This window comes from Pseudomonas sp. BIC9C (genome assembly GCF_034541995.1).
GTDB lineage: Bacteria > Pseudomonadota > Gammaproteobacteria > Pseudomonadales > Pseudomonadaceae > Aquipseudomonas > Aquipseudomonas fluorescens_CC.
In genome coordinates this window covers 212,109-232,429 of record NZ_JAWDGM010000001.1, presented here as the reverse complement: position 1 = coordinate 232,429, position 20,321 = coordinate 212,109, and the positions used below count along the sequence as shown (strand labels likewise).

The 20,321-nt window shown below is 56.2% G+C and carries 18 protein-coding genes and 1 pseudogene; 4 read left to right on the top strand and 15 right to left on the bottom strand.

The genetic code is table 11. The features are described 5' to 3' along the window. Window positions 1–161: 161 nt before the first annotated feature. Both RS887_RS01140 and RS887_RS01135 read right to left on the bottom strand, forming a co-directional pair. Complete coding sequence (locus RS887_RS01140) at window positions 162–2,387, bottom strand: polysaccharide biosynthesis tyrosine autokinase (RefSeq protein WP_322614075.1); 2,226 nt, start codon at window positions 2,385–2,387, stop codon at window positions 162–164. A 37-nt stretch (window positions 2,388–2,424) separates the two neighbouring features. Beyond that, complete coding sequence (locus tag RS887_RS01135) at window positions 2,425–2,865, bottom strand: low molecular weight protein-tyrosine-phosphatase (RefSeq protein ID WP_322614074.1); 441 nt, start codon at window positions 2,863–2,865, stop codon at window positions 2,425–2,427. Window positions 2,866–3,497: 632 nt separating this feature from the next. On the opposite strand from RS887_RS01135, the gene rfaH reads away from it, so the two are divergent. Beyond that, window positions 3,498–4,028 (top strand): transcription/translation regulatory transformer protein RfaH, encoded by a 531-nt coding sequence (rfaH, locus tag RS887_RS01130; protein WP_322615240.1) that lies wholly within the window; start codon window positions 3,498–3,500, stop codon window positions 4,026–4,028. Between the two features lie 493 nt (window positions 4,029–4,521). Here the strand turns inward: rfaH and RS887_RS01120 are convergent, their stop codons facing one another. The 4 genes from RS887_RS01120 to RS887_RS01105 all read right to left on the bottom strand — a co-directional run bounded on the left by RS887_RS01120 (window position 4,522) and on the right by RS887_RS01105 (window position 8,504). After that, on the bottom strand, window positions 4,522–5,916 hold the full coding sequence (locus tag RS887_RS01120; protein ID WP_322614073.1) for an undecaprenyl-phosphate glucose phosphotransferase: 1,395 nt from the start codon (window positions 5,914–5,916) through the stop codon (window positions 4,522–4,524). A gap of 353 nt (window positions 5,917–6,269) precedes the next feature. Beyond that, a complete protein-coding gene (locus tag RS887_RS01115; RefSeq protein WP_322614072.1) occupies window positions 6,270–6,956 on the bottom strand; it encodes a winged helix-turn-helix domain-containing protein in 687 nt (228 codons plus the stop codon). Between the two features lie 34 nt (window positions 6,957–6,990). Next, window positions 6,991–7,734, bottom strand: a complete 744-nt coding sequence (locus RS887_RS01110) for an EAL domain-containing protein (protein ID WP_322614071.1) — start codon at window positions 7,732–7,734, stop codon at window positions 6,991–6,993. A 29-nt stretch (window positions 7,735–7,763) separates the two neighbouring features. After that, window positions 7,764–8,504 carry a winged helix-turn-helix domain-containing protein gene (locus RS887_RS01105; protein WP_322615239.1) on the bottom strand — a complete coding sequence of 247 codons (741 nt, stop codon included), beginning with the start codon at window positions 8,502–8,504 and terminating at the stop codon, window positions 7,764–7,766. A gap of 523 nt (window positions 8,505–9,027) precedes the next feature. Here RS887_RS01105 and RS887_RS01100 point away from each other — a divergent pair. Then, a complete protein-coding gene (locus RS887_RS01100) occupies window positions 9,028–9,861 on the top strand; it encodes an undecaprenyl-diphosphate phosphatase (protein ID WP_322615238.1) in 834 nt (277 codons plus the stop codon). 55 nt (window positions 9,862–9,916) lie between these two features. On the opposite strand, the gene dusA is transcribed toward RS887_RS01100, so the two are convergent. Beyond that, entirely contained in the window at window positions 9,917–10,912 is a 996-nt protein-coding gene (dusA, locus tag RS887_RS01095; RefSeq protein WP_322614070.1) for a tRNA dihydrouridine(20/20a) synthase DusA, read from the bottom strand. 500 nt (window positions 10,913–11,412) lie between these two features. Continuing rightward, window positions 11,413–11,584: pseudogene (locus tag RS887_RS01090) on the bottom strand (IS256 family transposase); the annotation flags it as partial. 190 nt (window positions 11,585–11,774) lie between these two features. On the opposite strand from RS887_RS01090, the gene RS887_RS01085 reads away from it, so the two are divergent. Then, window positions 11,775–11,996: a hypothetical protein gene (locus RS887_RS01085; RefSeq protein WP_322614069.1), complete on the top strand. Its 222-nt coding sequence runs from the start codon at window positions 11,775–11,777 to the stop codon at window positions 11,994–11,996. 69 nt (window positions 11,997–12,065) lie between these two features. On the opposite strand, the gene RS887_RS01080 is transcribed toward RS887_RS01085, so the two are convergent. From RS887_RS01080 to RS887_RS01055, 6 genes are all read right to left on the bottom strand, one after another. Beyond that, the gene (locus RS887_RS01080; protein WP_322614068.1) at window positions 12,066–12,851 is read right to left on the bottom strand and encodes a transporter substrate-binding domain-containing protein; all 786 of its coding nucleotides are present in this window, start codon (window positions 12,849–12,851) and stop codon (window positions 12,066–12,068) included. A 93-nt stretch (window positions 12,852–12,944) separates the two neighbouring features. Beyond that, the gene (gene copD, locus RS887_RS01075; RefSeq protein WP_322614067.1) at window positions 12,945–13,868 is read right to left on the bottom strand and encodes a copper homeostasis membrane protein CopD; all 924 of its coding nucleotides are present in this window, start codon (window positions 13,866–13,868) and stop codon (window positions 12,945–12,947) included. A 3-nt stretch (window positions 13,869–13,871) separates the two neighbouring features. After that, a complete protein-coding gene (copC, locus tag RS887_RS01070) occupies window positions 13,872–14,255 on the bottom strand; it encodes a copper homeostasis periplasmic binding protein CopC (RefSeq protein WP_322614066.1) in 384 nt (127 codons plus the stop codon). Window positions 14,256–14,307: 52 nt separating this feature from the next. Further along, window positions 14,308–15,210 carry a copper resistance protein B gene (locus tag RS887_RS01065; protein WP_322614065.1) on the bottom strand — a complete coding sequence of 301 codons (903 nt, stop codon included), beginning with the start codon at window positions 15,208–15,210 and terminating at the stop codon, window positions 14,308–14,310. Window positions 15,211–15,220: 10 nt separating this feature from the next. After that, window positions 15,221–16,927 (bottom strand): copper resistance system multicopper oxidase, encoded by a 1,707-nt coding sequence (locus tag RS887_RS01060; protein WP_322614064.1) that lies wholly within the window; start codon window positions 16,925–16,927, stop codon window positions 15,221–15,223. 107 nt (window positions 16,928–17,034) lie between these two features. Then, window positions 17,035–17,736 (bottom strand): murein L,D-transpeptidase catalytic domain family protein, encoded by a 702-nt coding sequence (locus RS887_RS01055; RefSeq protein ID WP_322614063.1) that lies wholly within the window; start codon window positions 17,734–17,736, stop codon window positions 17,035–17,037. 81 nt (window positions 17,737–17,817) lie between these two features. Here RS887_RS01055 and RS887_RS01050 point away from each other — a divergent pair, with 81 nt between their 5' ends. Next, window positions 17,818–19,572 (top strand): L,D-transpeptidase family protein, encoded by a 1,755-nt coding sequence (locus RS887_RS01050; protein ID WP_322614062.1) that lies wholly within the window; start codon window positions 17,818–17,820, stop codon window positions 19,570–19,572. A 163-nt stretch (window positions 19,573–19,735) separates the two neighbouring features. On the opposite strand, the gene RS887_RS01045 is transcribed toward RS887_RS01050, so the two are convergent. After that, window positions 19,736–20,203: a hypothetical protein gene (locus RS887_RS01045; protein ID WP_322614061.1), complete on the bottom strand. Its 468-nt coding sequence runs from the start codon at window positions 20,201–20,203 to the stop codon at window positions 19,736–19,738. Window positions 20,204–20,321 lie beyond the last annotated feature (118 nt).

Sequence of the window (20,321 nt, the reverse complement as noted above, 5' to 3'; positions counted from 1 at the left end):
TCCACGCTACCGCCCCAGGATTAATTGCCAGTCCCTGAGAGCGTCACTATTTATTAATGTGTCTGCGTCTTTTTTCAGCAGCAGGTAGCAAGGTGGAGTTGATATGGCTACCGCCATGCACTTCTGCTTGACGGTAGCGGGGTTAGATAACGGTTATTTAACTAAACGTTCTCTGATTTGTATTCGTAGTTGTAGTAACCATAATCGGCATAGCCATATTTGGCCGAGGCGCGTTTTTCAACGCCATTGAAAATGGCGCCTTTCAAATCAATGCCATTTTGCGCAAAGCGACGCATGGTCAATTCAATTTCACGAACCGGGTTCAGCGCAAAGCGCGTCACAATCAAACTGGTGCCCGACTGGCGACCGACAATCGCCGCATCCGTCACCGCCAGCAGCGGTGGAGTATCCAGAATCACCAGGTCGTACTGGGCGCTGACCTGGTCCAGAAAGGCACTGAAGTTTGCGTGCATCAGCAGTTCTGAAGGATTGGGCGGTATTTGTCCGCGGCCTATAACGTCAAGGTGCTCGAATTCGGTTTTATTGATCGCGGTCGCCAGGTCGCAGCGCTTGACGAGTAGATCTGAAAGGCCGTTTTCAGCGGGAGTTCCGAATACTTTATGCAAATAGCCTTTGCGCATATCCACGTCGATCAGCAATACACGCTGACCGGTCTGGGCGATGACTGCAGCGAGGTTGGCGGAAACGAATGTTTTACCCACCTTGGGGCTCGGGCCGGAGACCATCAGGCGATTATTGCTGGCTTCGAGCATGGCGAAGTGCAGGCTGGTGCGCAGGCTGCGCAATCCTTCTATGGCCAGGTCGGTGGGGTGACTGCTGGCCAGTATGGGGGCGGCCTTGTTAGCGCGGCCTCGGCCACTACGGAGGATTTTGTTTTCTTCAGTTTTTTGCAGAGAGCTGAAAGGAATGGATGCGTAGACCGGCAACCCCAGCTGTTCAATTTGATCCGGATTTTCCACGCCTCGGTTAAGGGCTTTGCGAAAAAGCACTAACGCAGTAGCCAGGAAAGCCCCGAACAGGGTGGCGATGAGTACGATCAGGGGCTTCTTGGGTTTAACGGGCTTTTTCAGATCCACATCAGCGGTGTCGATCAAGCGCACGTTACCCACGGTGCCGGCACGCATCACATCCAGCTCTTGGGATTTATTCAGGAGCTGGGTATAGATTTCGGTGCTGACTTTTACATCGCGGGTGAGGCTAAGCAGTTCTTGCTGTGTTGAAGGCAGGCCCTCGACTTTTTTGGCCAGGCCATTCTGCTTGGCTGTCAGTTCGCCTAATTGACTGAGCAAGGCCCGATAGGCGGGATGCTGACGGGTAAACTTGCGATCCATTTCCGCTTGCTGCAATTTCAGTTCGGAGATGCTGGTATCCAGCGCCACGATCTGATCGAGAATGGCCTTGGCTTCCAGGCTGATATCGATGGATTTGCTACGAATTTGATACTTGTTCAGGGCGTTTTCGGCTTTTTCCAGGTCTTGACGGACCTGAGGCAGTTGATCTTTAAGAAACTCCAGGCTTTGAGCGGCTTCGGCCGATGTCCGCTCGACATTCTGCCGTACATAGAGCTTGGCAATTTCATTGAGGATTTGAATGGCTTCAGCCGGCTCTTCGCTCTCAAGAGCAAGCCCGATCATGCCGGATTCTTTACCTCGCTCTGATACATCAAGCACCTTTTGGTACTTCAGAATACTGGTCAGGCGTGGGTCACGCACAATGCTGAACGTTGTACCCGGATTCGCCTGCAACACTTCGACCTGCAGTTTAATGCCGTTCTGGTCATAGGCTTGGCCTACCTGGCTTTGGACCAGGACATTGTCGTCTTCATCCAGCAACGTGAAGTGACCGTTTTCACCGGTGACCAATGTGAGCGTCTTGCTCAGGAGTTCTTGTGGGAGTTCGAGCTGAAATATTTTCAGGGTTTCGCCGCCCCAGGCATAGCTGCTCATGCCAAACCATGGCGCCGCAACCGCATTAACAGTGTCTGGCTTGAACCGACGAGCAATAAAGTCGCCGATCACCGGAAAACGGTTCGGCTCGACGGTAATATCGAGCGATAGATTGTCGACAACCTTGCCGATGATGGCGCGTGACTTGATTAATTCAATTTCTGTGGCTGAAGGTGACTCTTTACCCAACATGCTGTTGATATCGGAGAAGCCGAGCATGTCATTTTTTTTGGCCTCCACCTGTATCAGGGCAGTTGCCTGGTAAACAGGATTGGCCAACACAGCATAGGCCGTGCCAACGGCCATGGAGGCAGCAGTGATCCCGGCAATCAACCATTTATGATCGACCAGTGTCCCGAGTAGGCCCATCAAGTCGATTTCATCATCGTCATGTGAGGTTAATGCTGGAGTTTGCTGCATAAGTGGGTTCTTTTTTAACAGGTATTCGAGGAGTGGTTTAGCGTGCGAGACGCTTTGCCCAGGCGGTTACTGCTTCTTCAATCAACGCGTATGCATGCACAAAAGCGGGTTTGCCTTGACGGTAGGGGTCGCTGATTTCGCGGTTGTCCTGCCACTTGCCCAGCAAGAGGACCTTGCCTCGCGCTTCAGGCGCGAGCTTGAGAACACGGTCTATGTGCGACTGCTCCATCACCAGGATCAGATCCGACTCGCTGATGGCGGCATGGGTCAGTTGATTGGCTTTGTGCTCTTCTGGCAGATGGCCATGCTCTTCCAGTACGATCCGGGCGGTGGGTTCGATCGGGTGATCTTGTAGTGCGCCAAGACCGGCAGAGCTGACTTCGATATCGGACTGCCCCAGTGCTGCTCGCAACAAATGTTCGGCAGTGGGGCTTCGGCAAATGTTGCCAATGCAAACGATTAGAATCTTGTTAAACAAGGCAACCTCCCTGGAAATTTCACACTTGCGGTGATGGTGCAATTGGAAAGACTAAAACTATGCTTTTCTTCAATGGCACTTTTGTGACGGCTTGCAGCTATTGGGTGTGTGCCTCTTTCCGTGAGGAGTTACCGTGCTGGATGAAGCTTTTGACTGCGAAGACTCTGGCCTGCTGGAATCTGGACTAGGAGTGTGCTTGACAGTTGCTATGCTAAAAATCATAACTGGCAACCCACGACAACATCAACCATTAAATGCCACGCAATTATTGAATGCATATGGCAGAAAAAATTCCATACATAAAGCCAGATATTAAATAACATTAGAGGTTATTGACTGACGATTTTTAACGTTTTTGGCTTTTTTGTGTTGTCCATTATTGGAGTGTGTTAAACGTCTTGATAGGTAATTTGATGCTAAAGATGTCCGGGGGGGTTGCCTTGGGCGAAGAGTTCTCTGGCGTTCGTGTATTGCTAATAAGTTTCGCAAGTTTTTGAAGGGTGAAGTTTCCATGATCGGCCAACTCCGTTTTTCCGGTGCATTTGCATTCTTGGGTGACATCCGTCGCAAGATCGATGAGAAAACCACGGAGCGACTTGACCACACAGGTGCAGAAGGGGCTGATTGTGTCCATCCATAGTGCTTCGGCTGTTCAAGCGACCTTGCCTGAGCGTCTCACCGCTAGCGCATGGTATCTGGTGCAATGCAAGGCGAGTCAGGACGAGCGTGCAGAGATCAATCTGGTTAACCAGGGATATACCTGTTTTCGCCCTACGCATCGGCGCGAGCGTGATTTGCAGGGGCGTAGGCGGATTGTTCGCGAATCGCTGTTTCCGGGTTATCTGTTCATCCAGCTCGGCTCAGGTGAGAGCTGGGCGCCTTTGCGTTCTACCCGCGGCGTGTTGCGAATTGTCAGTTTTGGAGGCAAACCGCTGCCCGTGGGTGATGACTTGATCGCGCAACTTCATGAGCACGATAGCGGAGCCCCTGTGGAGGCCCGGTTTGCCTGTGGCGAGCGGGTGCGTATCAATGAGGGGCCTTTTGTCGATGTGGAAGCGATCTTCCTGGCGATGGAGGGAGAGCAGCGAGTGCTGCTCCTGATGACATTGCTGCAGCGTGAGCAAAGAATCAGCATGCCCCTGGTTGGTATCAGTAAGCATTGACACGGAGCGTTGCTCCCGGCCAGCCAATCAACGAGCAGATACCGTTCTGGCAACAAGATCAGTTGCCCTCGTCTTCGTTCCCCCCCCTCCCTAGTAGGCATCAAGCTTTTGTCGCAGCACCAGGAAAGCAGCGGTCTTGGCCAGGACCGCTGCTTTGCGGCATGGCTGACGCTCCCGTTCGCGAATGCGGTGTTTGTCGCCACGCGATTATCCGGCATCCACTTTTTTAGCAGTTCAACTGCTGCCGCTGCGCCTGCCTGAAGGTAAGCCCGGGCGTGCCGATAGCGCCTTGAATCTGACCAAGAAGCTGTACGTTATCGAGCGGAGAATTAAGAGAGGTCGGCGATGAGCATCGCCGAAAGAGTCGGCAGCAGAACAGCCTGCCGGTGTTGGTGCGGTTGCAGGTATGGCTGGAGAAAGCCCAGCCACAAGTGACGGCGCAAGCGCACTGGTTAAATGGCTCGCGCCTGCAGGTTAGCCTGCAGGCACACCCTCAATAAATGTCCTTTGACAGCAAGGTGAACGGCGTCTTCACCAGGATTTTCACATCCAGCCACAACGACCAGTTATTGATGTACTTGAGGTCGATCTCGACGCGCTTCTGCATCTTGTCGATGGTGTCGGTCTCGCCGCGGCAACCGTTGATTTGAGCCAGCCCGGTGATCCCCGGTTTGATTCGGTGGCGAGCCATGTAGGCGAGAATCTTGCCGGAGTAGTAGTTGTTGTGCGCAACGGCATGAGGACGTGGCCCGACCAGTGCCATATGACCTTGCAAGACATTGAACAACTGCGGCAACTCATCGATGGACGTGCGACGGATAAAGCGCCCGATCGGGGTAATCCGCGAGTCGTTACGACTGGCCTGCTTCACCTCGTGATCGTCGTGCACGCGCATGGAGCGAAACTTCCAGACTTTGATGACCTTCCCGTTCCACCCGTGGCGGTCCTGTTTGAAAAATACCGGGCCATGGGAGGTGAATTTGACGGCCAGGCCAATGATCAGCAGTAACGGGCTGAGAGCGACAATGGCCATCAGCGCCACGCTTTTATCGAACAGGCTTTTACTCAATGCGGCAGTGGGTTGGCTGGTCAGCGGGCATTCAATCAAATGGATTGCCGGCATGCCATCCACATCACTGACCGAGTGATTGAGCAGCGTCAGGCTGTTCAAGTCAGGGACCCAGACCACATCGACGTTGGCGTCCAGCAAGTCGACATACATTTCTTCGATTTGTGCCGCTTCGCTCAGGGGGAGGGTGATGTACAGGCGTCGGATGTCATGAGTCTTGATCAGTTCGAGCAGTTCCTCTTGCGGGCCTACGACCGGTGGTGCGCCAGTCTCCAGCAAAGGCGTGGTGTCGGAGCTTACCAGGCCGACCAATGGGAAGTGCTCGAGGGCACGAAGCTTGTTGGCCAATCCCAGCGCCAGTTCGCCAGTACCCACAATCAGTGTTCTACGCTCAATTTGAAGCGACCGTTGGTAGTACTTCGAAAAACCATGCAGCGGGACGTACAGCAGCGCCTGCCCGATGTAGCTGCAGAAAGCCCATATCAGAATGATTTGACGAGAAAACAGTTCATTGGCCTTGCAGAGAAAGGCGACAATAGCCAGCGCTGCCAGTGTCATTGACCAACCCATCAGTAGTCTTATCAACCCCTCCAGGTAATTGTCCTTCTTTGCATAGACGCCGCACCATGTATAGGCCGGAACCGATGCCAGCACAGTCAGCGTCGCGCAGACTCGATAATAGAACTCTACCGTTCCATTCTGGTAATAAACCAATAGAAGTAACAGGGCGACAACAAAGCCCAAACCCAGTACCCACTGTCCCCAGAAGGTCAGTCCTTTGAGGGTGGTATTTCGACTGATACGAAGATTGTTAACCATACGGTATCCCCAAAATACGTCCATTCGTGTTTCGACAGACAAGAGCCAAAATTAATGCGCTAAGAGTTATTGTTCACGTTAGATGGCGAAGCATTGACGAGCGAGGCGCCAAAAGGGCGGCGTCATCATCAACGGATAGATTAATTTATTGGTGCGAGCACTGTCTGACGACTTTTAACGAGTGGTTGGTGTGTCGGGTTGATATATCTGGGCGAGAAGAGCGTTAGAAATAGTCTGGATTAAACTTTTATAACGCAGCTTTACAGGAGGGCGGTGAGCAGGGTGCGGCGGAGATAAAATGGCGTGCTTTATTATTGTTGTATTGCACTGCCGGAGCGAACCATTTTATTTGTTCAGGCTGGATTTTTTACCCGTACGATTTTTTGTATCAGGCAGTACCCACGATTCCTGACTGCACGAAAAAGGCGTTCGCCGTTACTGGCGGTTTTAAACTTTTCCTGTAGTCGGCTCAGGCACATTTCGAGACCCCGATAATGTTCAGGTTCTCTGCCGATGCTGCGGATAAGGTCCTCCTTGCTGACCACACGATCATCATGGTGCAGCATTTTTTTAAGCTGCGTGGTCTCCAGGCCAGTCAAGACGATCTCCACGTCATCTTTGATCAACGCGCCGCTGACATCGTTCAGTCGCCAGGTTTCCGCCATCGGAGCGTGCGGTTTGGCCGGTTGGGAGACGAATTCCCTGGTGTCATCTCTGGAGTTGACTGCGGTTGATGTGAAGTGAGTGAATTTCGTTACGGATTGAGAGGCTTGCCATTCGGACTTGAACGTCGAAAGCACGCGCTGAGTATCATGCTTGATAACCGGAGGAACCATTCTGGCCACCTGTGGGGAAATAAGCTCCATTAGCTTTGGGGCAGAAGTGGGCGGGGCAACGCCTTCAAAAAACATCTTTGCCTGTGACGTGCCGTAACTGTTGTATCGCTTGCTGGACAGCAATGCCTCAAGCTCTAGTTGCAGTGCGGGGTTGTGAGTAACCACAACAAAGTATTTTCTGGGGAGGTTTGTGCTGCTACCCATGGCTCTCTCCTTAGGTGCACGTCTGGGTATTGGTTCAAAGGTTGTCGGCAGGGGAGTAGTGACTCCCCTGGAAGTAATCAAAGGGCAATGCGCGTGCCAGTATATGGCTAGCAGCATGCTCGACGCTGTCCGCTATAAAGGAGACTTTAGTGTTGTGAGTGAGCATGGTCATGCGTTCGTGGAGGCGATTGAACAGCTCTGGGTTGCCACTGAGCTTGAGGCTCAAGTCTAGAGAGGAAATGGAGATCTTTATGTAGTCGAATAGATTCAGGGTGGTAAAGATTTCGATACTTTCATCGTCGATTTTGTAGTCGTCGAACGCGATTTCTATGCCGTGATCTTTCAACAGATATAGGTTGTGAAGGATTTTCTTTTTTTCAGCGAAACTGATTGCCGAGAGGGGGAGCTCATTGAGCGCGATAACCAGTGTCTGGCCTAATTCGCGCAGAGCAGCGCCGGACTGTATCAGTTCTTCTGTGAGTGCGGAGTTGGCGAGATCTGACTGGCCTACGCAAACAAATCTACGGCTTAAGTATTTATTTCCGTTAGTGGTGTTGCGATCTTTCAGCGAAAAGGCAATCAGCCTGGTTTGCATCAGTACTTCGCTGTAGATACCACTCATCTGATACGGCTCGGGCGCGCAGGGCGCGGAAACGGAGTCGTCAAAATGTATTCTGATCTCGCTGCCAAACGGGCGGTCATCCCGAGTGAGGATCAATTGTCGAGACAGGTAATGCTCTGCGTGATCATGGATTGGCACGCTCCCTGTTGCGCTCATAAAACAGAAACTCCCTTCTACATTAAAAATCAGGTTGTCGAGATCAGACCCCTGATTAAGCGATATCCATGCCCACGGATGCTTTGAATGGCGTTGGTGCCATACATGCCTTTTATTTTGCCGCGAAGGCGACTGATCGACTTTTCCAAGGCTCTTGGATCATAAAAATTGATATTCAGCCCCATGATCCTGGCGATTTCATCATGGCTCAAAATCTGGTTTTTTGTTTGCGAGAAAGCCTCAAGAATTTTCATTTCTGCAAACGATACATCCAGTTTTTTATAGTCGCCGATAAGGCACATGCGAGTGGGGTCCAAAAGCAGATTATGCTTTTTTTGCCATTCCGGACTGCTAAAAAACTCGGACAGTGCGTCGGTATTTTCGCCTGCAGAAGTGTCGCAATTAATACAGTAGTCGGCCCCGGCAAGATAATATTTCATCTTGTTGTAGGTGCCTCTACCGGTGATGGCGATGAAAATTATTGACGCCAGATTTTCGGCGCGAATGCTTTCTACCAGGGTGAGGCTTTCAACAAACGCTAGAGGGCTGTCGATAACGATAAAAATTGCACGGTACGAAACAGGATTCCTGTTTCTTTTGAACGGGTTGCTAAAGCACATTGTATCAACGGCAATATTCTTGCCTACGTGACTTTCGACTAATTCCCTGAAGCCTTCAGCTAGCGTATGGGTTCGTCCAATGGTGAGAATACCTGTCTCCTCCTTCACGTCACTGTGGCCTGTAGTCGTTAATTTCCCTGTAAGCATCATGCTTTGACTCGGATGGGGCTGGCATTTGGATGTTAAAGCACCCATTCTCGTTTGTGACTGACAATTGGTAACATTTCACCGTTTTTTCAGGTGGTCGTCTCGTTTTTTTAACATTACCGGTGATTCTGGCGTGATCGGTTGCCCGCCTGTGGTTCGAGGTGCCTGATGATCGATGGCAATCTCGTGAGTTGATGCGGCATAGCAATGTGCCATCTTTTGTGCCGACACCCCGCGTTTTCGCACCAATACGACCGTGCATGTCGCTAAAGTTCCCGCTAGTTGATTTTTTTTGATTGGGTGCCAGCAGGCAGCAGGGATTGGTTGTTTCAAGTGCCAGTTATTGCTCTTGTCTGGCTCGGTACCATCCAATATTAACCATTATATAACGTTCATGTTGGTGGTGTCGGTCATGGACGTTTCATAACATGGAGTTTTATTAATCGGCCTAATGCGCTTTACTTTCGTGTTGGCGTTGAGTTTGAGCGAAGCCGACGCATTGGTATTTGTCGATGAGAGGGAATTGATGGATCTTTGGACAACCATAACAGTGTTGATTTTAGGGGTGGTCGAAGGTCTGACGGAGTTTTTGCCTATATCAAGTACAGGGCACCAGATTGTTGTCGCGGACTTGCTCGGCTTCGGCGGCGAGCGAGCCATGGCCTTTAACATCATCATTCAATTGGGCGCGATCCTCGCGGTAGTCTGGGAGTTTCGCCGCAAGATTCTCGAGATCGTTACCGGCTTGCCGACCCAGCGCAATGCACAACGTTTCACCTTGAATCTATTAATCGGCTTTCTTCCGGCCGTGGTCCTGGGGGTGTTGTTTGCCGATAAGATCCATGAGTATCTGTTTAATCCGATCACTGTAGCGGTGGCATTAGTGGTGGGTGGCATCATCATGTTGTGGGCCGAGCAGCGGGAACATGTGGTGTATGTCGACCATGTTGACGATATGCGCTGGAGCGACGCCCTCAAGGTCGGTTTCGCACAATGCCTGGCGATGATTCCGGGCACCTCGCGCTCTGGAGCGACGATTATCGGTGGGTTGCTGTTCGGTCTGTCGCGTAAGGCTGCCACGGAGTTTTCGTTCTTTCTGGCAATGCCGACCATGGTCGGTGCCGCAGTGTATTCAGGCTATAAGTATCGGGATCTGTTCCAGGCCGGTGACCTGCCAGTGTTTGTGCTCGGTTTCGTCACGGCGTTCTTTTTCGCCATGATCGCCGTCCGTGGTTTGCTCAAGTTCATCGCCAACCACAGCTACGCCGTATTCGCCTGGTACCGGATCGGATTCGGTTTGCTGATTCTGGCAACGTGGGTATTCGGTTGGGTGAGCTGGACGTCGGCGGCCGCAGGCTGACAGGTGAGCCAGGCGGATCAGACTGCCTGGCTGAAATGGCCGGAATAGCAGGGCATCAACGCCCTTCAAGCAACTCGGCAGCCTGATCCAGCAAAGCCAAAGGCTCTTTGGCCTTGTGGATATCCACCGACAACAACTGCCGAAACTTGCGCGCCCCCGGGAACCCGGTGCCCAGCCCCAGTACATGTCGGGTGATGTGGTGCATCGAACCGCCGGCGTCGATGTGTGCCGCGATATACGGGCGCAACTGCGCCAGTGCTTCGGCACGCGTGATCACCGGTGCCGTGCTGCCGAACAGCTGCTGGTCCACTTCGGCCATCACATAAGGGTTGTGATACGCCTCGCGGCCCAGCATCACGCCGTCGAAGGTCTGCAAATGTTCGTGGCAGGCTTCCAGGGACTTGATGCCGCCGTTGAGAATGATCTCCAGCTCCGGAAAATCCGCCTTCAACTGCGCCGCCACGTCGTAGCGCAGGGGTGGAATGTCGCGGTTTTCCTTGGGCGACAGCCCCTCCAGAATCGCAATCCGTGCGTGCACGGTAAAACTGGTGCACCCGGCATCCCGCACCGTGCCGACGAAATCACACAGCTCCTCGTAACTGTCCCGCCCGTTGATCCCGATCCGGTGCTTGACCGTCACCGGAATCGACACCGCATCACGCATCGCCTTCACACAATCGGCCACCAACTGTGGATGCCCCATCAGGCACGCGCCGATCATATTGTTCTGCACCCGATCGCTCGGGCAGCCGACATTCAGGTTCACCTCGTCGTAACCATGCTCTTGCGCCATGCGCGCACACGCGGCCAGGTCCAGCGGCACGCTACCGCCAAGCTGCAACGCCAGCGGATGCTCGGCCTCGTCGTGCCGCAGAAAACGCTCATGATCGCCGTTGAGCAGGGCACCGGTGGTGACCATCTCGGTGTAGAGCAGGGCGTTCTTCGACAGCAGGCGCAGGAAGAAGCGGCAGTGGCGGTCGGTCCAATCCATCATCGGTGCGACGGAAAATCGGCGGGAGAGCGGTGCAGGTGTGGCGGTGGTTACGGACATGGGGGATTTGGAATCGGTGAGGCTGGGAAGTGAGGGAGTTTATCAGGATTGGGATTGTGGGGCTCAGGTGAGTCTTATAGCGGTATTCGAGACATCTGACGCGAGGGCGTGCGTGGGGGACTGTTGAAAAATAATTCTGTCCCCTTTTTTGTTGAGGGTGCGATTTGGCGGTTTTTGCCTCGCTTTGAATAGCACGCGAGCGAATGTGCGTTAGAGGCTCTTGCGTTGCGACATAGACCGTTTGACGTGCTGCGGCACTGCAGCAGTGCGGGAAAGGGTCAACAAAAGGAAGGTTGATTTGCATCGGCGACAAAGGGAGTATGAGCAACCAATAGCCTTCGTTTAAGGAGATCGCAAAGCCGCTTCAAACAAGGAACGTATTCATAGATACAGAGTTTTTCGTGAAGGCTGGATTGGATTTTTCATCCAAGACCTTAGAATCGGGGGGTGTACTGAATTCTGTGTAAACGGGGTTGCTGTTAATCCTGCAAAAGCCTGTTCGGTCATTTCAGCTTCCAGGGCGCGCTCGACAAGCATCTTGGTGAGCTGCTTAAGCAAGCCATTTTCGCCGATCAAATCCTCAGGCTTTCGGTAATTGGCCAACAGACTGTCGGCCAGCCTCACCAGCTCAGGGTCGGGTTTGACTCGTTTGGTGCGCTTTGGCTCGGTCATTGAAACTCCTTGGGAAAGGCAGTGTGCGCCTAATGACCGTTTACACAAACCTCAGTACACCCTCAAGTACACTCGCAATCTGAACCAACGCTGTCACCCCCCAAAAGTTTCATGTTGCCCGGCACAGACGAGGCATAAGATGACCACCAAAGGTCATGTCCCCCGCGCCTCAACCCACAGGAATCAAAAAATGATCGCAAACCTTGTCAAAGTCTCGCTGATCGCCGGTGCTGTGTTGTTGAGCGCCTGTTCGGGTGTGAACTCCCATAGCGATTATTCGGCCGACTCCGTGCAGCCTGCCGGCTTTGGCCCGGGACCGACCAGCAGCAACCCCGGCAAGATGAGTTTCCATGGCAGTGCGCTCGGCAATAGCTTTGGTGAATACGGCTCGGGTTTGCTGCACGACGACTGATACGCGAACCGCAATGAAGAAGGGCGCTCCGTTGGGAGCGCCCTTTTTTGTGCGGGAAAGAGCGATCGATTATTTCGCGTCAGGCGCCGCCAGCCACTGCCGCAGTATCTTCTGGTAATTGCCCGTCGCCTTGGCCAGGTGCAGCCACTGATCGACGTACAGCTTCCAGGTGATGTCGTCCCGGGGCAGCAGGTAGGCTTTTTCGCCGTATTGCATGTAGTGTGTGGGGTTGACCGCGCACAGGCCCGGTTTGAGTTTCTGCTGGTACAGCGCCTCGGATGCGTCGGTGATCATCACGTCAGCTTTTTTATCCAGCAGTTCCTGAAAGATGCTCACGTTGTCGTGCAACTTCAGTTGCGCCTTGGGCAGGAAGGCGTGAACAAAGGCTTCGTTGGTGCCGCCGGCGGGTTCGACCAGGCGAACCGAGGGCTGGTTGATCTGGTCGACGGTCTGGTACAGCGCCTGGTCTTCGCAGCGCACCAGCGGGATTTTGCCATCGACGTCCAGGATGCTGCTGAAGAAGGCTTTTTTCTGCCGTTCCAGGGTGACCGAGATGCCGCCCATGGCGATGTCGCACTTGCCGGCGAGCATGTCGGGCATCAGGGTTTTCCAGGTGGTGGGCACCCATTCGACCTTGACGCCAAGGCTTTCAGCCAGGGTGCGGGCCATGGCGATGTCGATGCCGGAATACTCGCCGTCCTCGGCTTTGAAGGTGTAGGGCTTGTAGTCACCGGTGGTGCAAACACGCAGTTGTCCCTGTTGCATGACGCTGTCCAGATGCGAAGGTTCTGCCTGGGCGCCAAGGGCGAGTGCGAGCAAGCCGCCGAGCATCATTGCTCTTTTGATTTTCGTCATTGTTATCGGACTTTTGTGCTGGAGTGGTTTTGGAGGGGGGGAGTGTAGTGAAACTTTCATCGGTGTGAAAAATCAACGCCCCCTGAAGATGGCTCATTCCACTTCCGGGCTCAACGTCCCCAGCCACGCCACTAACCCCACAATCAATACCGCCGCGGCCATTTCCACCACCACACTGCGCCGAAGTGCGTGGGCCGCTACGCGATATTGGCCCTCTCGCAACGACTGCTCCAGCAAGGGCCCAAGATGAAAGCGGTTCAATGCCGCCAGCACCAGCATCCCGGCAAACAGCAGCACTTTGATCGCCAGCAAAACTCCGTAGTGGCTGAGCAAAACCTCATCGAGCTTCGGCCCGACTATGAGCAGGTAGTTCACCACGCCCGTCACGGTGATGATCACAACAATCAGCGCACCGACAAGTTCAAATAGTTTGACTGCGCGAACCAGCAACCGTATGTGAGCTTCGGTTTGCAGGGCCCGGGGTTGCGCCATCAGGGCAAACGTCAGCAACGCGCCGAGCCAGGCGCCCGCCGCCAGCAAGTGCAGAATGTCCGCTGCAAAGTGCCAGAAACGGCGGCTGCCTTCGTCCATGGCGCCATGCCCGCTCCAGGCCAGGCTGGCGAGGGCGATGCCGCCGGCAGTGGCAGCGATCACCAGGCTGATGCCGGGGGCGCGCGGGTTGAGCATCAACGCCAATCCCGCGACCGCCAATGCAACCATCCGCACGCCCCAGGCCAAACCGACGTCTGTCTCGAACAGCATCATCTCGAGGTGAGGGCGCAACTCGGTAACGTCTGATTCGCCGCTCATGGCGCGGACCATCAACACCATGCCGGCGATGGACAGCATCGCGCCGAGCCCGGCTGTTCGCGTCAACAATCCGCGAAACGGCAGCACCGTCCCGGATAGTCGTTCCTGTCCTTTAAAGCTGAAAAGCCCGAACAGCGCCACGCCAAACAACAGCATCAAATCCACATACAACACAAACCGCAGCACGACGTTGGCCGAGTCGCTCATCGATCATTTCACTTTGAAGGTGACGTTGCCGGTGATCGGGTGGGTGTCCGACGACACCGCGCGCCATTCGACCTTGTAGGTGCCGGCGGTCAAGGGTGTTGTCGGGGTGATGAACATGGTCTTCGGATCACTGCCGCCGCTGACTTTGGCCTTGACCGGCATTGGGGCGTGGGCCATGCCGGACATTTCGGTCATCAGCAGTTTTGCCCCGGAAAACTGGGTGACGAGGTTTTCGGAGAAGTGCAGTTCGATCTTGTCCGGTGATGCACCTTCTACGCCTTCAGCCGGGGTGGAAGAGAGTAGTTTGGGGTGCGCTTGAGCGAGGGTGCTCATGAGCAGGCCGGTGAACAGCGCGATGACGACGGCGGTGGGTTTGATGAGGCGCATGCAAGGTCCTTTACCGCTTGAAGCGGTTGTCATTGGTTTGAGGTGAATCTGTTCAGAACCACAGCCGAACACCGAGCACGAGGCGTGCCTCGCTGCGGTCCTCGCCTTCGTCGTTGGCAAAGTCGGCGGTGTGGCCGTAGGTGCGGTTCCAGGTGACGCCGAGGTAGGGCGCGATTTCCCGGCGGATTTCGTAGCGCAGGCGCAAGCCAGCCTCGGTGTTGGACAGCCCTGCGCCGATGCCCCGTTGCGGATCGTTTTTGCCGTAGGCATTGAGCTCGACGGTCGGTTGCAGGATCAGCCGATTGGTCAGCAGGATGTCGTAGTCGCCTTCCAGCCGCACGGCGCTCTGGCCGCCTTCGCCGATGAAGGCTGTGGCTTCGGCCTCGAAGTTGTACAGCGCCATGCCTTGCATGCCGAGCGCGGCCCAGGTTTGCGGGGCGCCGGGTTTGAAGTCCTGGCGCACGCCGCTGACGACGTCCCACCACGGGGAAATGGCGTGGCCCCACAGGGCCTGGATTTCCGCGTCCTCGGTCACGCCGTTGGTGCGCTCGCCTTCGGAGCGCAGCCACAGGCGATCGATGTCGCCGCCGACCCAACCCGACAAATCCCAGGCCAGGGTGCTGCCGTCATCGGCATCCTGCCATTCCAGTTTGTCGGCGAGGAAAAACGAATTGAGTGTGTTGTCGTGCACATGGTGACCGGCGGGATCGACATACACCGCAGCGCGATCGGCATCGGTCAGCACCGGGATCGGCGTGCGGCTTTCGCTGGGGGCGGCGGGCTGCATCTGACCCTCGGCCATGCTTTGCATCTGACCGTGGTCCATCTGGCTATGATCCATGCCTTGCATCTGGCCGTGGCCCAGCTGGCTGTGATCCATGCCTTGCATGTCATCGCTGGCGGCCATCGCCGTCGCGGTCACGAGTGCGAAAAAAACCGGGGTGAATCGAATCATGGGGTGCGCCTCATTCTTCCACGCGAACTTCACGGAACATGCCCATTTCCATGTGGTACAGGAGATGGCAGTGATAGGCCCAGCGGCCGAGCGCATCGGCAGTGACCCGATAGCTGCGCCGGGAGCCAGGTGGCATGTCGATGGTGTGTTTGCGCACCATGAACTGGCCGTTCTCGTCTTCGAGGTCGCTCCACAGGCCATGCAGGTGGATGGGGTGCATCATCATCGTGTCGTTGACCAGCACGATCCGCAGTCGCTCGCCGTACTTGAGGCGCAGCGGCTCTGCATCGGAGAACTTCACGCCGTTGAACGACCAGGCGAATTTTTCCATGTGCCCGGTCAGGTGCAGTTCCAGGGTACGGCCAGGCTCGCGGCCGTCCGGGTCTTCGAAGGTACTGCGCAGGTCGGAGTAGGTGAGTACGCGGCGCCCGTTGTTGCGCAGGCCCATGCCGGGGTCGTCGAGTTTCGGTGAAGTGGACATGGCTTGCATGTCCACCAGCGGGTTGTCGGTTTCCGAGGCCGGGTGGGCCTGCATGCCGGGCATGTCGCCCATGGCCATGTTGCTGTGATCCATGCCCGCCATGCTGCCGTGGTCCATGCCGCCCATGCCCATGTCATCCATGGTCACCAGGGGGCGCGGGTCCAGTGGCGGCAGCGGCGCAACCTGTCCTGCCTTCACCGCCAGGGTGCCCCGTGCGTAGCCGGTGCGATCCATTGCCTGGGCGAACAGGGTGTAGGCCGCTTCGGTCGGTTCGACGATAACGTCGAAGGTTTCCGCCACGGCAATGCGAAACTCGTCGACGCTCACCGGTTTGACGTGCAGGCCATCGGCGGCGACCACGGTCATTTTCAGGCCGGGGATGCGCACGTCGAAGTAGGTCATGGCCGAGCCGTTGATGAAGCGCAGCCGCAGCTTTTCCCCCGGCCGGAACACCCCGGTCCAGTTCGAATCCGGCGCCTGGCCGTTCAACAGGTAGGTGTAAGTGGCACCGCCGACGTCGGCCAGGTCGGTGGGGTTCATCTTCATCCCGGCCCACATTTTGCGATCGGCGACGGTCGGCCCCCAGCCTTTTTCGCTGACGTCGTGGATGAAGTCGCCCACGGTGCGTTTGTTGAAGTTGTAGTAATCGGACTGTTTTTTCAGGGTCTTCATCAGGCCGACCGGGTCTTCGTCGGTCCAGTCGCTGAGCATCACCACGTAGTCGCGATCGTACTGGAACGGCTCCGGGTCTTTGGCGTCGATCACCAGCGGGCCGTAGACACCGGATTGTTCCTGAAGCCCCGAGTGGCTGTGATACCAGTAGGTGCCGTTCTGGCGCACGGTGAACTGGTAGACGTACAGGCCGCCCGGCTCGATGCCCTTGAAGCTCAGCCCCGGCACGCCGTCCATGTTGGCCGGCAGCAGGATGCCGTGCCAGTGAATGGACGTGCTGTCCTTGAGCTTGTTGCGCACCCGCAGCGTCACCGTATCGCCTTCACGCCAGCGCAGCAGCGGGCCGGGAATGCCGCCGTTGATGGTCTTCGCGGTGCGCGGGCTGCCGCTGAAGTTGACCGGGGATTCGCCGATGAACAGGTCGAAATCGTTACCGGCCAGCACCTGTGGTTCGCCGGGGCTGCTGATCGCCCAGGCCGGCGCGCGCCATAACCCGAGGCCACCGAAGAGCCCGCCGATGGCCAGCCCTTTGACGAAGGTGCGTCTTGAAGTGTGGGAGTGCATGCCGTCTGTTCCGCCCGTCAGCCTGTTGAACTTGTCGACGAGGCTAGCGGGCGGTGCCTTTCAGCAGGCTGAGGCGGGGATTACAGTTTTGACAGGTTGGGGGGGGCTTACTGGCGTGAAGTGGACTTTTCCCTTGAGGCCACAGTGTCGCTGCCGCAGTTGATGTAGGAAGACGATTTCAACCAGCGCTGGTCCGGGTAGTAGGAAAACAACAACTGCCCGTCCTTCATCGAGTCGATCAGCCGATGGGCAATCGCCGGTCTCACGGCCGGGCAACCCAGGCTGCGGCCGATCCGGCCGTTGGCGCGGGCCAGCACCGGGCTGACATAGGGCGCGCCGTGAATGACGATGGCCCGGTCATAGGCGTTGTCGTTGAAGCCGGGCTCCAGGCCTTCCATGCGCAGCGAGTAACCGTTCTGGCCGAGGTAGCTTTCCTGGGTGCGGAACAGGCCGAGGCTGGTGGCATGGCTTTCGTTGCGGTTGGAGAACAGCGTCGCCTTGTTTTCGCCGCTGTTGCGGCCATGGGCGACCAGTTCGTGAAACAGCAACTTGCGTCGTTTAAGGTCGAAGACCCACAGGCGTTGTTCGGTCGAGGGCAGGGAATAATCGATCACTGCCAGCCTTTGGGCTGGGGCGATACCTTGGGCGCGGCTGCATTGGGTGGCACGAACGGCCAGGGCAATCACTTTGGCGTCGGCGCCGGGTGCTGCTTTGACCAGCGCGTTTTCAAGCGAATCGGCGTAGGCTGACGTTACTGAAAGGCACGTCAGTAAAATGGCAAATAAAAGGCCAAAGCGGTTTAGCGCCATAGTCGGGTCTCATCATGATAATTGCGAGTCTAGCAGCGAGCGGAAAACTAGCCGTTTGAAACGGGGGATTAAGGATTATCCATGGTGCAATTAACAAGGTCATTCGTCATAAGCCGCATGTTTTTTATGGGCTTTCTGATCAGCGGTGCGGCGATTGGGCAAACTTCGCCGATTGAGCCGGTATCTGCGGCGAGCAGCACAATCGATGCCGCGGCGTCCGACGACGCGGTCGGCCAGGCGATTCAGGCGACGCTGGAACCGTTGCGTTCGGCCTTTCCGCCGTTGCTCACGTCCAGGCGCCATCAGCGTGTGGATGTCAGCCGGGTGGTGCTGGATTTCTATATGCATCGCAACTATCGCGCGGCGTGGACGGATGACCGCGATGTGGCCCAGTTACTCAAGAGCCTCGAAGACACCCGGATCGACGGCCTGAATCCGGCGGATTTTCGCATCTCCGAACTGGCCCAGGCCCATGAATCGCTGGTAGCGGCCATGCCTTCCACGGCGCAACGGGCGACGTTCGACATGGCGGCCACCCGCACGTTCATCACCGCACTGCTGCAACTGCGACGGGGTAAGGTCGATCCGTCGCGGCTGGACATTCACTGGAACTTCGATCCTGCCGGTGGCAATGCCCGAGGGGACATGAACAACCTGTTCGCCGCCCTCGATGCCCATGACGTGGCGCGCGCTTTTGCCGAGGCGCCTCCTCAAGAAGAGATTTACCGCAACTTGCGCGAGGGCCTGGCCCGGTTGCGCCAGGTCCGTGATGCGGGCGGTTGGCCGAAAGTCACTGAAGGGCAATCGCTCAAGCCCGGCATGGACGGGGTGGCGGTCGCCCAATTGCGTGCGCGTCTGGTGGCGGGCGGTTACCTGAACCCGCACCTGTCGAAAAAAGCCGGTTACGACGACAAGGTCATTGCCGCGGTGAAGAAGTACCAGGCCGAGCAATACCTGGGGGCCGATGGCGTGGCGGGGGCGGCGACGCTGGCGGCGCTGAACGTGCCGGTCGAGGCGCGGATCGATCAGGTCCGGGTCAACATGGAGCGCGCCCGCTGGCTGTTGTACAAGCTTCAGGGCACGTTCGTGATCGTCGATATCGCCGGATACAAGGTTGCGATGTACCGCGACGGCCTGCCGATCTGGCGCTCGCGGGTGCAAGTCGGTAAGCCGGTGCGCAGTACGCCGGTGTTCCAGGCCGAAATCACCTACATCACGTTCAACCCGACCTGGACCGTGCCGCCGACCATCCTCAAGCAGGACGTGATTCCGAAAGTCCAGAACGATCCGGGCTATTTGGCGGCCAACCGGATTCGCGTGTTTGATCGCGAAGGCAATGAGCTCGATCCGTCGAACGTTGACTGGAGCAACCCGCGAGGCATCCGCCTGCGTCAGGATGCCGGGCCTGACAGCTCGCTGGGGCAGGTGGCAATCCGCTTCCCCAACGACTATGCGATTTACCTGCATGACACGCCGCACCGCGAGCTGTTTGCGAAAACGGTCCGGGCCACCAGTTCAGGCTGTATCCGCGTGGAAAACCCGTTGCAACTGGTCGAATTGTTGTTTAACGACCCGGTGCGCTGGAACAGCGCCGGCATTCAGAAGCAGTTGGCCAATGGCAGGACCGAGAACATCCAGCTACCGGTGAAAGTCCCGGTGCTGTTGGCTTATTGGACCGTGGACCTGAGTGTTGACGGGCGGGTGACGTTCAAGCCCGACATTTATGATTACGATGCCAAGGTGTTGCAGGGCTTGAGTCAGCCTGCGAAATTGCCGGCTCTGGACTTGCGTCGTGCAGAGATACCGCTGGTGGTGACGGGGCAGAACAAGCTGTAACGAAGGACTGAAAACGGGCGCCTATGGGCTAATACTGTAGGAGCGAGCTTGCTCGCGATGGACGTTAACGATACCGCGTGTTTACTGACTAAACGCAGGGCCCTTGAGTCCATCGCGAGCAAGCTCGCTCCTACAGGTATTACCAAGCCGTTCGGCAAGCCCCCTAAAGCGCCAACCCTTGTTGCACCACTGCCAGCAGATCGGTTTCCGTTAGCGCCACCGCGTCCAGCTGCGCTGTGGCCTGTTCGATCGTTTGCAGCCACCAGTGTGATTCACCGTGTTCGTCCACGGTACGCAACAGGGCGAACTCTTTGGGTTGTGAGTGAATTTCGACCCGCCCCTCGCCATCGGCTGTGAAGCGCGCAACCGGGTCAAAGGTGAGGCTGTGGGCGTTGCCGGAGATGACCAACTGGTCGATGGCATAGCGGTAAGTGCCCCGAATCGGACAAATCTCGATCACGTGGGTGGGGTTGCGCCGCAGGACCAGGCCAACTTCGGTCAAGGGCAGTAGCCAGGCCTCTATTCGTTGATACAGATCGTAGACCTGACCCGGCCAGGTATCGATCGCCTGGTCCGTGCTAATAAGCCGTGTGTGTTTCAATTTTGCCGCGAGCTCGTCTGCCTTGCGCATGTCGATTCCCTGTATTGAGGTCATTCTAATCGTAGCTCGTTGACGCGCAGGCAGCGCTGCCCTGGGTCATGTTTGCAGCACCACCGGGCAAGTGTGACCACTGGGCAAGTGATCGCCC